This window comes from Bradyrhizobium yuanmingense (genome assembly GCF_025200905.1).
Classification (GTDB): Bacteria; Pseudomonadota; Alphaproteobacteria; order Rhizobiales; family Xanthobacteraceae; genus Bradyrhizobium; species Bradyrhizobium yuanmingense.
The window spans coordinates 1,043,423-1,056,969 of sequence record NZ_CP104173.1; the positions used below are offsets into that span (position 1 = coordinate 1,043,423).

Sequence of the window (13,547 nt, forward strand, 5' to 3'; positions counted from 1 at the left end):
GGGTCACGAAAAAAGGACTGATCTAATTCGGGCGCACGGAGACCCCGGCACACTACCACCAAGCCGCTATGCTCTCGCTTTTCTGGGTGCCAGCCGCTACTTGCCTAAATTGCCGCCGGCGCTGGCCCGGCCATTCCCGAGCCGACGTTTGCCGAATTCCGATAGCGTTCTCGACGCAACCTGCATACCGCAACTCGGCTGCTCGCAACCTCCTGGCTGTTTGTCAATCGCTTTGGCGTAAAGTTCGGAGTACGACATTTCTACGGGAGGTGCGAGCATGGTCGTGATGGCCAAGCTCGTCCGAGTTGGCGTGTCCAGATGTTCTCGCGTAACCTCCGCCTAGGGCGTCGAGATCAATCCGCTTGCTGTGGCAACTATCCAGCGATTGCCCCAGCGCAAGATAGAGTCAATTCGCCCGATGCCAGGGACCACGTCACCGCGTGCTGCCATTCGAATTCCGTCGGGCCCTTCGAGCACCGCCGTTCCCCCGCGAACGTCCAGCACGGCCCAACCTGCAATGGTCGTTGGTCTTGTCTCGACGGCCGACAGGAGCGGCCCCGCGGGCGCGAGCGAGCCCGTTACAGACGCGTCCGCGTCGACAGCCGAAGAAGCTGGGCTCGAAGTGTCCGCGGATTGCGCCCCACTCGCGGTTTTGGCCAGAGGCCTCGCAGCAACGCTCGCGATGACTGTGGAGGGTTGCGTTAAAGCAGGCGCTGTTCGCGAGGCCGACGCTGCCACACTCTTTCGGGCGCTTTCGGCCTTACCGCCTGACTTTGTGTCCGGCGTGCGGCGCGAAGCCGTTTCTACCTGAGCAGCCGGGCTGAGAGCCGAGAGAGCTGCAGGACCATACCAAGCAACAGCCCAGCCCAATCCGAAGCCCCCAGCCAAAGCGAGCACAACGAGCCAAATAGTGGGTTTTGAGGGACCGCTTGGCGCCAATAACGCCAGGACCTCATCTCGCGTAGAGGTCGAGAAATCCAATCGGTCGAGAGTGACAGGCCGTGTGGCGACCTCGCCACTGCCGTGATCTGCGACGGTCACGATCCTTTCCAGGGTATTCGCATGGTGCAATGGCATGCTCAGGTCCCTTGCGGTCGCCAATGATCGTGCCGGGACCTAAACCAACCCTTAACAGCCGGTGCACTCAGCACGCGTAACGGAGCCGTGGATCGAAGGGCTATCCAAGTGATAAGGGCGCCACCCCTGCTGGGCAGCCGTCGCGCGAGTAAAGGGCAGAATGGGACTACCAGCCTGAGAGACCGGGCGCGCGTGAATGCTGCGGTACCGGGCGTGTAGCTTTGCCGAACAGACCGAGCTTGCGGAACGAAAACGACCCGAAAGACAAGCGAAAGGAATGCGCTGTGACAATGGTGTAGGGGACTTAGCGTAGCCCTTTTAATCCGCTCGTCATTTATGGGTTGTATACTCCAACCCTGGATTGCATATTTTTCCCCGTTGTCGACCGCCTTTGCTTTCAACAATCATGATTTGGGCAGTAATGAGTAATCGAAGTCGGGTTTGCAATTATTCGACTATTCTGGGCGAGCGGGTCGAGGGACTGCTCGCACTGTTTCGAGAACTGCAGACCCTCCGGCGTCGCCTACGAGCCGCGCAGGCGAGAACGATTGCGAGCACTAGCCGTACTCCTAAAGCTCGTCGTAGGAGAGTGCTTCGGCGGAGATAGCGATTGCGAGCTCGTACCGCGGTTCAGTGCGATGATCGAACTTGCCGTTTCCGCTTTCTGGGAAGCTCGCGCCAGATCGCTCGACCGCGACCTCATGATTCAGGACCCGCGGAGCACCGAGGCATCGCAGCAACAGTCGCACAGCTCTTTGGATCGGTGCACGATAGTTAATTTGCGTCGCGTGCGCGATTCAGGCCTGCTCTCTCCTAACCAACCAGTCAAATCTATGGGGGCGAGAATGATCGTACGGGCCGGGGCTATTGTTGCGTTGTTGCTGATCCCGCTGGGGTCCGAAGCCTTCGCTTCGCGTCACCAGAGGCTGACGGGGCGCATCTCGTGCAGCGAGGTTAGATACTACGTCGCGAAATATTCGGCACCAGTGGCCGAGATGTACGCACGCAATCATGGCGCTACTGACGCACAGATCGAACGGGCGCGACGTTGCTTGGCCTCAAACGAGACTGCAGAAACCGAGCGACCGCGCGCTTATATCGATTAAGGTCGTAAATCGGCCCCCATGGAAGTGCTCTTGTGTGTCGTCTGCTACACAAGGATGTAGAGCTGAGTGCTAGCATTGCCGAACGGATCGTGCTGCGGATGCCAAACGGCTCAGAGATCGGCCGAAGAGTGCGGGGTACGCGCCGAGATCATGAAGAGCTGGGTGGCCCGCGACAGCCACTTAAAGCTTGCTGAGGCTTACGAAGTTCTGGCGCAATAAAGCAGGTCGGCACCTCTTTTGCTACATCCCGCCGGGAAAAGTGGCTCCAATTCTTGTTTCGCGCTAACCTTCACGACATGTGAGTCGGGGGGATTCATGGAACGGAAGCCTTTCGAGAGCATGGCTCTTGAAGAGCTCTGGCAACTTCATACCGTCGTCAATGATATTCTGGCCGAGAGGCTTTTGGCGAAGAAGGAGGAGCTAGAGCGACGACTGGAGCTCCTCAAGCGAGAAGACAAAGCTTCCCATTAAAGCCTCGCAATCGGCTCGCGGGTTCACGCTGGCGAGACTAGCCGCTTGAGGGAACCGTGATTGCTGGCGCGAACCGTTCGGAGAATGTTGCAGCCTTTGCATCCCGTGCCGCGGAAAGGGCGGCCGAAATAAACGTGGAACATCCGATGGTTGCGAACGCTAAGAGGGCCGTACCGAAAATTAGGCTACGCATTTGAGCCTCCCGCAACGGGCGTTACCAGCAGAGTATCGGATTGCATTGTTTCAGCTTCGCTTCGTTGGGAGCCTCAAATGGCTTCGTACACGCGGCCGTGAATGGGCTCCATATGCACGATAAATCTCACGGTTGATCGCCGGGCGGCTAGCGGCGTGCTTGTTCATTGATCTACGCAGCATGCTGTAGTGTTCCCTCCAGGAACAACGCGACCTGGCTGGACGCGGTAGCAGTGGTTTAAATTTGTTAAGGACTACGTTCGCCGAAAAGGGAAGACTTCGAGCGGGTGCCCAACGGCGGGCCCAAAGAAGAATAAGTTGGGGGCGTCCATGAGCACCCGCGGTCGAGCGGTGATTCCTGCTGCTGCAATTCGCGAACGTCTTCAGAGCATTGTTGCTGCACTGGTTGAATTAGAGGAAATCCGAGCCCGAGTTCTCGCGGCTGAACAGAGGGAAAAACCAACAATGCCCAAGCCGAAGAAGCGCCCCCGCCGAGGCAAGCCCACTGGCAGGAAGCGCTAGCCACCGTCGCCCATGGCTTGCGACCGCGCGCCGGGCGGCTAGGAGCGACCGTGCCTGCTCTCAGTTCGACTGTCGGTCTTGCGTGCCATCCCTCGCACGACCTGTTGCCAGCTCCTCCCCGAGGGGGCTTGGGTATTTCCATGGAGCCCGATTCACAAAATTGAATCCCAAGTAGCCGATTTCTTGGAATGAAGCTGTGTTTGCCGACCAGACGGCGGCAGACCTCTCGGTCCCAGCTCGTTTTTCGATCCGGAAAAACCTCCAGGCTGGGGCCGATGTGGTCTACTCCGGAAGCGAGCCTTTTCCGTCTAGCAGCCGCAACATAAGTGCAGCTCGAGCCAACGTCCGGCACGCCGGCCGATGATGGGGCCTGCTCATTGATCGATAGCAATGGTCTTCTCGGGTGGCGAGGGATGGTCGGCTTCCAGGGAGCTTGCGATGGGCACCGATTACATTGGCGGAAGCCGCCCCTGGCATCGGCACGTAGCAGAGGAGTACCGAACCATAGCGTTAGGTACGTCAGATGAGGGCTGCGTGGGATCTACCTTAGACTTGCAGACGATTACGATCTGCTCGCTGCAAACGAAGATAGGATTGCCAGCAATGGCAAGCTCGTAAACTAGAGGTCGCTCCATTGCGACTTTATGCCGAACTTGGCATTGGCCCATCTCGGATTTCTAGGCCCTTATGCTCGAGTGGCACTGACCTCGGCAGGTGACCACACTTCGACTGCTGTTGCAGCTTGAGCCGGACATCGGCCGGCAAGCCGATCATGAGTACGCCGGCCCAGTTTTGGGCTATGCGGGCCTCTGTCTGAGGTCGCGATGATGCACTCAACGCCGGCGGGCGCAACCATGGCCCGCGGATCACAGGACGCATCCGCACCGAGCCGATTGGGCGTAGGCCGACAGGCGCGGGTCGATCCCGGCATGCGCCTCGCAGAAGCGGTCTATGATTTGGGTGACTTTGTCGCTGTAGTCGCGGTGCCAGTGCCCAAGGCCGTGGAGAGCACTTTCCTGACAGGCGATCGATTCAAGCTGAAGGATACGGTCCATGGTTTGCAGCGCGCAATCGTGGAGCGTTGGGAGGTCGGGATCATCGGCAAGAGCCAAGCTCGGAAACGCATCCCACCACTTATAGCAAACACCGTTGAGTACATTGCTCGCGGCTTGGCTAAGGTGAGACAGGCGATGCTCGCAACGCGGCTCGAACAATTTGACAAATAGAGCAGCGACAGACCTGACGCAGCGAACACGGCCTTCGACCGGAACATCAGTTGAACAGAGCCACCGGCGGTCGCCGCCGGCATTGGTATTCATCAGGTAGGTTAGGCCCTGCGCGATTTGGACGTCGGCAAATCCCTGTAACGCAGGCTCCGGGTCTTCAGATAGTCGAGTGAGATAAGCTACGACTTCAAGCACCGGCGGATACCACCAATCATGCTCGGGATCGAAGTACCAAAGGTGCTCGCTGAAAGCGAACCTCGCGCCCAAATGCGTGCTCCAGCCAAGCATCAAAGCTGAGGTGTTGAAGGCGCATCGCAAGTGCCGCGGCTTAAACTAGCAAGTCGATCAATGACGTCGCGGCTAGGCAGTGCCGGCAATGACCATTCTCCTCATATGCAAATCATAGCCCTGATCTTCAGCCAAAATTCCCTGTTCTGTGGTGGCACCCGACCACCGCGACACGCTTGTATTCGAAGGCGTTTCTGTCGTTTCTTACGTTGCCACGGCGGCGATTGCGCTGCGGTTTCCCTGTAATATTCCCTGTTACCAGGGAAGGTCGGCCTGCTTTCCGCGGCCCCGACCAAAGACCCCGGCGCTTTGAGAAAAACGAGCGTGATCAGCTTCCGCTGGCGAGGTGCCCGGCGCTCGTGAAGTCGATCGAGTTGAGGTTGATTGCGGAAGCCGTTTGGGCGCGACATTGTCGATGCGACTCTTACGAGCCGCGCGTGCGTAGCCGTCGTGGCTGGATGGCGCGGCCCCAAACGAAAACCGCCGCCAGCGTTTGCACACGGCGGCGGTTCAACGAAGCTCGGCTCTTGGCCGAACCGCTCCGGCGGCGCGTTACCGCACGTACCAATATCCCCACCAGCGCTGGGACACCGGCCGTGCCTGCGCCTTCATCGCTGCGACTTCTTCGGCCGGGCGAAGCTGCGGGCCATAGACCGCCGGTGGGTAGACGTTGTCCCAGAACACAAGCCCGCCCTGGACGGCGGCCGCCCGCTGTGACGGGGCAAGCGCGAGCTCGGCGGCTGATGTCGCGGATGCTGCCAAAGTGAGGCCGAGAGCGGCCAGGGCAATGGATGAAGCAACGGCGCGGAAGTTCATTGGATTGAATCCCTCATCAAATGCGATGGGTGATAATGCGACGGGTTCCGGATGGTTGCAAGGGCACTGGCAGGCCGGCTGACGCCGAATTTCCGGTTGCAGGGGCGCATGGTCTCGCCGAGGCGCGTCGGATCGACCGCGACGGACCTTGATGCATTGAGCTGCGAGAACGTCTCTTAGATATGTGGTCGTCATATATAGAGAGTGTTCGATGATCACCTCCGGCCGAGACGAGATCAGGCAGAGGCTTGCAGCGTTGCCGCGTGCGCGGCATGCATGCAAAGGAGACCGAACCTTGAACATTTTTTCGGCGCTCGTGAATCCTCGAGAACCATGATGTCGACACACTGCTCACTCTTGATAGGACGCGCACGATCCAGGACGATTCCCAGGACGACTCTCATGACTTCTGCGTTTGTCTCTGCTTCCATTTTCGGCGCTGGTCTCATTCTCGGATACGCGCTACGCGCCTGGCGCGTCCAACGAAGAACCGTGAGCTCATCTAGCAGCGCCTCGCGCCGGGCCTCGCGGCCCGCTCCGACCTCGACGTTCGGCCACGCCCGGCGAGCCTTCTAGGCATCGTCCCATTCGATGACGGTATCCAGCTTCACACTGAACCCGATCGGACATGACGACATGAGTGAGCCCAAGAAGGATGCGCCGCGACGCTACATCGTGGACGGCGCCGGACAGCGCGTGCTTGTCGGTCTGACGATCTCGGAAACGATCGAGTTCGAAGCGCTGGACAAGCCGGACACCCGTCCCGGCGCCGAGCTGCTCGGGGAGGCGGCGCGCGTCCGAGAGGCCAGGCATGGCGAACGTTGGGTGGAGCTCTACGTCAAGCACGAGCGAGCCTGGAGCGACTGGATGGCCCAGACGCGTGCGCGGCCGGCGCAGCCGACGTTGCTCAACTAGAAATTGCGGACGTTTATTCCCTCCCTGAGACGGTCTCGCGCATCGGTGGCAGGAGGCTGAAGCTCATCACACCGCGAGCATGCGGCTTCCCTGGATGCTCATCAGGGTGAGGTTACCGGTCGCATAGGCGCCGGTGTCGATATTGGCGCGGTTGGCCAGTAGTTCGGCGCTGCGGACCGGCGTATGGCCGTGGACGATATATTTGCCGAACTGCTCCTCGCTCTGCAGGAATTCCTCGCGAATCCAGAGCAGATCGCGCTCGGTCTGCTCGGCGAGCGGCACGCCCGGGCGAACGCCGGCGTGGACGAAGAAGAAGTCTCCGCAACTGAAGCTCAGCCGCAGATTGTCCAGGAATTCCAGATGCTCGGTCGGCATGGCGCGAATCAAGTCGCGCAGGATCGATGCCGGCTCGTCGCGCCTGAGATCGGGTGGAGCAAGCCCGTAGGACATCAATGTCTGGGTCCCGCCGAAGGCGATCCAGTCCTCGAACAATGAAGGGTCTTCGAACACCCTCACCAGAAAGGCCTCGTGGTTGCCCTTGAGGAAGACCGCATTTCCCCGGCGGCTCCGCTCGACCAGGATGTCGAGGGTGGAACGCGTATCCGGGCCGCGATCGATGTAGTCACCCATGAAGACTTCGACGGCATAGCGCGGCCGGCTGCGCGCAACGTCGGCGTCGATCACCCGCAGCATGGGCTCGAGCAGATGCGCGCAGCCGTGGATATCCGAGATCGCGTAAATGCGGACGCCGTCCGGCAATTGCGGTTTGGGAAGCGACGGGTGGGATCGCGCGAAAGATTTCATGGCGCTCATCGATCGGGTGGTCGGAAAAATATCCCCAAGTCACCGGCACCGGAGAGCGTCCATCCAACGCGAACAACGCGAGTTCCGTGGGGCCGCAGCTCGTTGTCGGTCCCGATCACGCCAAAAGAAGGGCACGGCATTTTTTGCCGAGTTTGTTTTCAATGGTGGCAGGAACGAGATGGGGCCGCGGGAATTGCATTGCTGCCTCGAAGCGCGCGGCAAGTCTGCATGACTCGCCGCAGATTCTCACATACAGCCACAGATAGAAATCCGATGAAACTCTCGCGAGTGATCCGATATTGCGTTCGTCAGCAGCAGGCAGCGCCTCAAACTTGAGCGAACAGCCGCTCGTGCAACGATAGCGTCGCATCGGATGCGGAACTTGATTCAAAATAGGGCAGTTCGTTCGCTCGTATGTCAGCACTGTGACGACATTTTCAGCGCGCCGAATTTCGCCGCGCATCTCAACGCGACACATCGTCCGTGCGCCGCAAAAGTTTCGCGTGCAGCGCCACAATGTCGCTGCGATCGACCAACACTTTCCGTGCGGGGAATTGACGAGTCTTCAGCATCACGATGAGCGTCAGGCACTCTCTCGATACGCAGAGGTTCGAATGGCTGTTGCAACTTACGGTTCTGAAAGCGCTCATGCGCTGTCATCTGCGCGCGGCAGTGCGCTTCAGAGGCCCTTTCAGGTCGTCGTCATCGCTGCTGACTTTCTGTTGATCCTGCTGAGCTACGCGGCGGGAGCTTCGCTGTATGGCGTGGTGGTCGCATCGCCGCCCGACGGTGCATCGGTGGGAGCCGGATTGTTTGTCGGTGTGGTGTTCGTCGGGATCGCCTATTTCCGGGACGTCTATTCCACGCACCGCCTGCTCAATCTGGTTTGGCAGCTTCGAATGGCGGCCTTTATCTGGCTGACGTCGCTCACGATCCTCGCCGTCGCGGCCTTCCTGCTGAAATCGACGGACAATCTGTCGCGCGGCACCGTCATCGTCTTCGCCGTGATCGGCGGGCTCGGTCTGATCAGCCTGCGCTTCGTCTGGCAGGCCGTGTTCGGCACGAGCTTTGCGAGAAGCCGCCTGGTCGACCGCAAGGTGATCCTGCTCAGCCTGAAGCCGCTCGACTTCACCTCGAGCCGCTTCAAGGATTTGCGCAGGAACGGCTTCGACGTCATGCGCCATTTCGTGCTCGGAGAGGACCGGGATGACGGCCAATGGGAGCGGCAGATTCGCGACGTCATCCGTCAGTCGCGCGCGGCCGATGTCGATGAATATCTGCTCGCGATCGACTGGAACGAATTGCCGATGCTGCGCAAGCTCGGGCCATATTTGCGCGCCGTTCCGCAGCCGATTCGCCTGCTGCCGGACGATTCAGTTGCCGACCTCGTGACCCGTCCGTTCCTGCCGGTCAGCGGAACCGTCGCGGTCGAGATCCAGCGGCCGCCGCTCACCATTCTCGAGCGGCTGCAGAAGCGCTGTCTCGACGTCGGCGTCGCTCTGTTCGCGCTCGTGCTGCTGACGCCGCTGCTGCTGACCGTAGCCGTGCTGATCAAGCTGGATTCGCCGGGAAGCGTCATATTCCGGCAGTCGCGCCGCGGCTTCAACGGCAAGCCGTTCGAGATCTGGAAGTTCCGCACCATGACGGTTGCCGAGAATGGCGAGACGGTGACCCAGGCGACCAAGGGGGATGCCCGGGTCACCAAGATCGGGCGCTTCCTGCGCATGACCAGCATCGACGAGCTGCCGCAGCTCTGGAACGTGCTACGGGGGGACATGTCGCTGGTGGGACCGCGTCCGCACGCGCTCGCCCATGACAATTACTACGACGAGCTCATCAGCAAGTATGTCTACCGCCATCACATGAAGCCGGGCCTGACGGGCTGGGCTCAGGTGAACGGATTCAGGGGCGAAACGCCAACGATCGATCTGATGGAAAAGCGGGTCGAGTACGACGTCTGGTACGTCAGCAATTGGAGCATCTGGCTCGACCTGAAGATCATGGCCCGCACCGCGTCCGCCGTGATGTTCCAGGAGGCCTATTAGAGCATGATCCGGAAAAGTGCGTAGCGGTTCTCCGAAAAGATCATGCTCCTAAAGGCGCGATGGCGATTCATCCTAATCGTATCGCGCTTTAGCCGCTCGATCTCTCAATCGCCGGAAACCTCCGTCCCGGGGCCTCAGGTTCCACTTCGCGGCGGCCTGCGGAAGAGCCGCATGATCGCATCGCGCAGCGCGAGCAGCGGCGGCACGAGCACGAAGAAGGCTCCCATTGCGACGGAGACGATGACATGGCGGATCGAGAAAGGCTCGTCCTGCTCGATCTGGCGCCGGCTCGGGTCGATGGGCGCGGGTGAGAGCGTCGTCGCCATGGGGTGGCGGAGCGGCTTGCGTGGAGGGACCACGATCAACACGAACAGGATGTTGAGCAGGACCCAAATAGTCAAAATCGTCAGGACGATCAGCATCCGAGCCTACCGGAAAAATAACTGCGAGTAATGAGCCGAGATTAGCCCCGGGGAACGGAGAAAGAAAGATGCCTAAAGTTTCGGCATTTTCAGGCCTCAAGGCTCGGATTGTCTCGTCTTATCGATGGACGATGGCCCAAAAGCGCACTCTCTTGGCGACCACCGTATCCGTCAATCCTTGCTTTTGGCTAGAGCAATAACTGCAAGTTGTGGATTCCGGACGAATACGGAGCCCGCGAGCAGGTCCGGAGCGCTTGCCGCATCTCGGTCCGTGCGCGAGGGCGCACGGGATGCCCTTCAAGCGACCGCCAAGCACGAATAAGGCCCGCTGCCAATCGGCAACGGGCCCGAGCTCATTCCAGTTGTTCAGTGGGAGCGGCGCCTCGCCTCCGCCTAGGCGTGCTCGACGTAATAGCTGTTGTGGTGCTTGCCCTTGTAGGCCTCGATGCGCTTGAGCATCTTCGGGTTCGCGCGGTTGAGCACGGCGCCGATCAGCTTCTTCTGGAGGACTTCCGAACCCGAAACCGACTCCTGCAGAGCGGTTCGCGTGGTCTGGCCCCATTCGATCACGTAGACCATGGCGTCGATCAGGAAGCTGACGGCCTTGGAATCGGCCACCGGCATCACCGGGGCGAGATCGATCACGATGTACTCGTAGTGCTCCCTCAGCACCTTGAGCAGCTCGGCCATTGCCTTGGATCCGATGACGTCGGCCGAATTGACCATGCGCGAGGCCACTACGGAGGGCAGGAAATCCAGTCCCGTCTCCTTGCTTCGCTGCACGTGGTAGCCGAGGTTCGCGGGATCGTTGAGAGCCTCCACGAGGCCGGTCTTGGCGTTGGGCGCGAGCTCCCGCGTCAGCGAGCGCGTGTGCAGATCGCCGTCGATCAGAACCGTGCGATGCCCGGTGAGGGCGATCAGCTGCGCGAAATTGGCGGCCACCGTCGTCTTGCCCTCCTTTGGAAGCGAGGAGACGATGCCGATCACCTTGATCTCGCGGGTCAGACGCGCGACGTCGATCGAAACCTTGATGTTGCGCAAGGTCTCGGCAAAGCGTGAGAACGGATGATCGACGACGTAGCGGGAGAGATCGGGAGGGCCGGTCTTCGCTGACGTCGAGAGCAACGCGCCGGCCGTCGTCGGCGGACGTATGTCCGGCAGCACGCCGAGGCATTTCACGCCGAGCTCATCCTCGACCTCGCCGGGGGTCCGCAGCACGTCGCTCAGCAGTTCACGCGCAAATGCCGCGCCGAAGCCGAGGCAGAGGCCGCCGACCAGGCCGCCCACGAGGGCGAGGACCGTTCGCGGCGAGCTCTTGCGGTCCGGCTTGGTGGCGGTGCTGATGAGGCGGGCCTCGCTGAGGGGAAAGCTCTGGTTCTGCGTCGCGCTCTGCAGCTTTTCCAGGAAGTTGTTGTAGAGATTGCGGTAGGTGTCGGCGGCACTTTCGAGATCGCGCAGCTTGACCTCGGCCTGGCCCTTGTTGCCGGCCTGGGCGACGAGGTCCTTTACGTTCTTCTCGAGCGAGGCCTCCCGGCTCTTCGCGATCTCGTAGTCGCTGCGATAGGCGTCTGCGATCCGACGCACCTCGTCGGCGATGTTCTTGCGCAGCTCGTCCATCTTGTTGGCCAGATTGACTGCCGCAAGGTGGGTCTTGCCGTAGCGCCTGGACCAGTCGGAATATTGGGCCTGTAGGTCGAGATATTGAGCGCGCAGACGGGTGATCACCGAGTTGTTGAGGGCGTCCGTCACGGTTGATTGCGCAACATCCTGATCGGAGATCGTGTCGATCCGGTCAAGCCGGGCCTTGGCTTCGGCGGTCGCAGCCCGCGCCTGAACTAGCTGCGTGTTGAGGTCCGACAATTGCTGCTCGGACATCAGGCCGCGGCTGGTTCCGACGATGTTGTTCTCGGCCTTGAAGGTCTGGACGGCGCGATCGCTGGCCGATGCCTGCTCGCTCAGCTCGAGGCTGCGCTGCTGCAGCCATTCGGTGGCCCGCTTGGTGGACTGATATTTGGCCTCCAGGGCGCCGACGAGATAGGCATTGGCGATCGCGTTGGCGATCTTGGCGGCTTTGTCGGGGCTCCGCGCTTTATAGCTCAGCGACAGCACATATGTCGTCAGCACGCGCTCCGTACGCAGATTCTTCTGAATCTGCTGGACGACTGCATGTTCGATTCGCTCCTGGCTTGCTGGTTCGCCGGAGCCGAATAGCGATGTCAGCTTGCCGATGATGATAGAGAGCAGGCCGGGCTTGGAGCCGTTGAACTCCGGGTCTTCTGTCAGCTTCAGGCGGCGGACGACGGACAGAATGAGGTCGTCCGAGTTGATGATCTCCACCTGGCTGTCGACGTAGCCCGTGTCGATCAGGGCGCTGCTGGCGTTGCTGTCCTTGTCCAGAACTTGCGTCTGCCGCGTATCCATCATGATGCGGGCATTTGCCGTATACATGGGCTGCGCCATGGCCAGGTAGACGATCACCAGGGCCAGCGAAGCTCCCGTACAGACCGCGATGATCGGCCATTGGCGGCGAAGGACGTCGGCCACGCGCTCGAAGCTGAGGACCGCCCCGCCGAATTCGATGCCGAATCGGTGCCCCGACTGGAAATGTTCCCTAGGCTGGTACATGTGCTAATTCGCTGCCTTTGACGATCATGGATCAATTCGGAAGGGGGACGGGCTTGAATGGATTGGCCAGCTTGGTTCTCCACTCGCCTTCGAGGAGTGCTCCGCCACGGCCCGGCTGCGGCGAGGTCTTGATTTGCGATTGGGCCTGGACGCCGGAGCTGTCCTCTCCGGCGCCGGAATAACCGGCCTGCACGTTGAGATCGCCGATCCGCTGCACGAAATCCCTGATCTTGCGCGCGGCGTCCGGCTTGGTCGACGTGCAACGTGCTTCGGCAAGGCGCAGCGCAGCGCCGATGGACGAGCGATCGGCTGAAGCCGACGCCGAGATGAGCGTCTGGACGGACGGCAGCACCGACGGATTCGTCGCGACATAGCGGGCGAGCCAATACCGCAACTTCTCCTTGTCATTGCGCAACCGCTCGAGGAGCGAGGACGGCGACTTTGCGAAGGTGTCGAGTTCGAGTTGCGAGGCGCGGTCCGAGAATTCGACGCACTGCGCGCGGCAAGCACCAGCGCTCGACACAATCAGCGCAGAACCAATCAAGACAATCGCTAGCCATCGCGGCTGCGCATGACGACGTGTTAGTCCGCGGCCCATCCGTGTTCCTTGCTTCTGTTGCAATAGGAGAACAGGCGAAACTTGACAGGTAACTGTGTCATCTTTTTGTGCGACGCAAAAGCTGGTGCAAAGCTGGCGACAAAACAAACGCGAGCCCGCTTGTTCGCCGGTTGCAAAAACAAGTTCTACAATGCCTGCGAGATCGGCAAATCACGCCCATGAATGTTGCAACCTGAAAACATATCGGGCACTCGCGCAGCCGCTCGTCGCAAAACCGACACAAGTCACGACGCGCGTTTATTGTTCCCATTGGCGAAAGATTTTTTCGCGCGACATTGGCACGCAGCAATCAATGTGCTGCAAGGGCCTCGATCGCAACAGTGCCGAATTTCGCGCACACTTTGCGCGCAAATACTCGCAATCATCCCATGCCGATTGGCTTGCGCGCCGAAGCAGGCGCACGTCGGATGAAAAGTGGC

At 60.4% G+C, this 13,547-nt stretch carries 9 protein-coding genes; 2 read left to right on the plus strand and 7 right to left on the minus strand.

All coding sequences use genetic code 11. From position 1 onward, the window contains the following. Window positions 1–4,234: 4,234 nt before the first annotated feature. Both N2605_RS04970 and N2605_RS04975 read right to left on the minus strand, forming a co-directional pair. On the minus strand, window positions 4,235–4,861 hold the full coding sequence (locus N2605_RS04970; protein ID WP_260345963.1) for a hypothetical protein: 627 nt from the start codon (window positions 4,859–4,861) through the stop codon (window positions 4,235–4,237). 573 nt (window positions 4,862–5,434) lie between these two features. After that, complete coding sequence (locus N2605_RS04975) at window positions 5,435–5,698, minus strand: hypothetical protein (RefSeq protein ID WP_225112405.1); 264 nt, start codon at window positions 5,696–5,698, stop codon at window positions 5,435–5,437. Window positions 5,699–6,334: 636 nt separating this feature from the next. On the opposite strand from N2605_RS04975, the gene N2605_RS04980 reads away from it, so the two are divergent. Further along, window positions 6,335–6,613: a hypothetical protein gene (locus N2605_RS04980; RefSeq protein ID WP_036013999.1), complete on the plus strand. Its 279-nt coding sequence runs from the start codon at window positions 6,335–6,337 to the stop codon at window positions 6,611–6,613. A 66-nt stretch (window positions 6,614–6,679) separates the two neighbouring features. On the opposite strand, the gene N2605_RS04985 is transcribed toward N2605_RS04980, so the two are convergent. Both N2605_RS04985 and N2605_RS04990 read right to left on the minus strand, forming a co-directional pair. Further along, window positions 6,680–7,417 carry a metallophosphoesterase gene (locus N2605_RS04985; protein WP_081492935.1) on the minus strand — a complete coding sequence of 246 codons (738 nt, stop codon included), beginning with the start codon at window positions 7,415–7,417 and terminating at the stop codon, window positions 6,680–6,682. 115 nt (window positions 7,418–7,532) lie between these two features. Further along, on the minus strand, window positions 7,533–7,880 hold the full coding sequence (locus N2605_RS04990) for a hypothetical protein (protein ID WP_260345964.1): 348 nt from the start codon (window positions 7,878–7,880) through the stop codon (window positions 7,533–7,535). Between the two features lie 151 nt (window positions 7,881–8,031). Between N2605_RS04990 and N2605_RS04995 the strand changes: the two genes are divergently transcribed. Beyond that, window positions 8,032–9,462, plus strand: coding sequence for an undecaprenyl-phosphate glucose phosphotransferase (locus N2605_RS04995; protein ID WP_036035390.1), 1,431 nt, complete (start codon window positions 8,032–8,034; stop codon window positions 9,460–9,462). A gap of 134 nt (window positions 9,463–9,596) precedes the next feature. On the opposite strand, the gene N2605_RS05000 is transcribed toward N2605_RS04995, so the two are convergent. The 3 genes from N2605_RS05000 to N2605_RS05010 all read right to left on the minus strand — a co-directional run bounded on the left by N2605_RS05000 (window position 9,597) and on the right by N2605_RS05010 (window position 13,107). Continuing rightward, window positions 9,597–9,884 (minus strand): hypothetical protein, encoded by a 288-nt coding sequence (locus N2605_RS05000; RefSeq protein ID WP_225147027.1) that lies wholly within the window; start codon window positions 9,882–9,884, stop codon window positions 9,597–9,599. A gap of 393 nt (window positions 9,885–10,277) precedes the next feature. After that, the gene (locus tag N2605_RS05005; RefSeq protein ID WP_128262946.1) at window positions 10,278–12,509 is read right to left on the minus strand and encodes a Wzz/FepE/Etk N-terminal domain-containing protein; all 2,232 of its coding nucleotides are present in this window, start codon (window positions 12,507–12,509) and stop codon (window positions 10,278–10,280) included. Between the two features lie 31 nt (window positions 12,510–12,540). After that, complete coding sequence (locus N2605_RS05010; RefSeq protein ID WP_225138984.1) at window positions 12,541–13,107, minus strand: hypothetical protein; 567 nt, start codon at window positions 13,105–13,107, stop codon at window positions 12,541–12,543. Window positions 13,108–13,547: the final 440 nt, after the last annotated feature.

What these genes read in the sequence shown, in the direction of transcription:
- N2605_RS04995 (WP_036035390.1), top strand. Translation starts at nt 8,032, where the DNA reads ATGGCTGTTGCAACTTACGGTTCTGAAAGCGCTCATGCGCTGTCATCT.
- N2605_RS04980 (WP_036013999.1), top strand. Translation starts at nt 6,335, where the DNA reads ATGAGTGAGCCCAAGAAGGATGCGCCGCGACGCTACATCGTGGACGGC.
- N2605_RS04975 (WP_225112405.1), bottom strand. Translation starts at nt 5,698, where the DNA reads ATGAACTTCCGCGCCGTTGCTTCATCCATTGCCCTGGCCGCTCTCGGC.
- N2605_RS04985 (WP_081492935.1), bottom strand. Translation starts at nt 7,417, where the DNA reads ATGAAATCTTTCGCGCGATCCCACCCGTCGCTTCCCAAACCGCAATTG.
- N2605_RS04990 (WP_260345964.1), bottom strand. Translation starts at nt 7,880, where the DNA reads ATGCGCGGCGAAATTCGGCGCGCTGAAAATGTCGTCACAGTGCTGACA.
- N2605_RS05010 (WP_225138984.1), bottom strand. Translation starts at nt 13,107, where the DNA reads ATGGGCCGCGGACTAACACGTCGTCATGCGCAGCCGCGATGGCTAGCG.
- N2605_RS05005 (WP_128262946.1), bottom strand. Translation starts at nt 12,509, where the DNA reads ATGTACCAGCCTAGGGAACATTTCCAGTCGGGGCACCGATTCGGCATC.
- N2605_RS05000 (WP_225147027.1), bottom strand. Translation starts at nt 9,884, where the DNA reads ATGCTGATCGTCCTGACGATTTTGACTATTTGGGTCCTGCTCAACATC.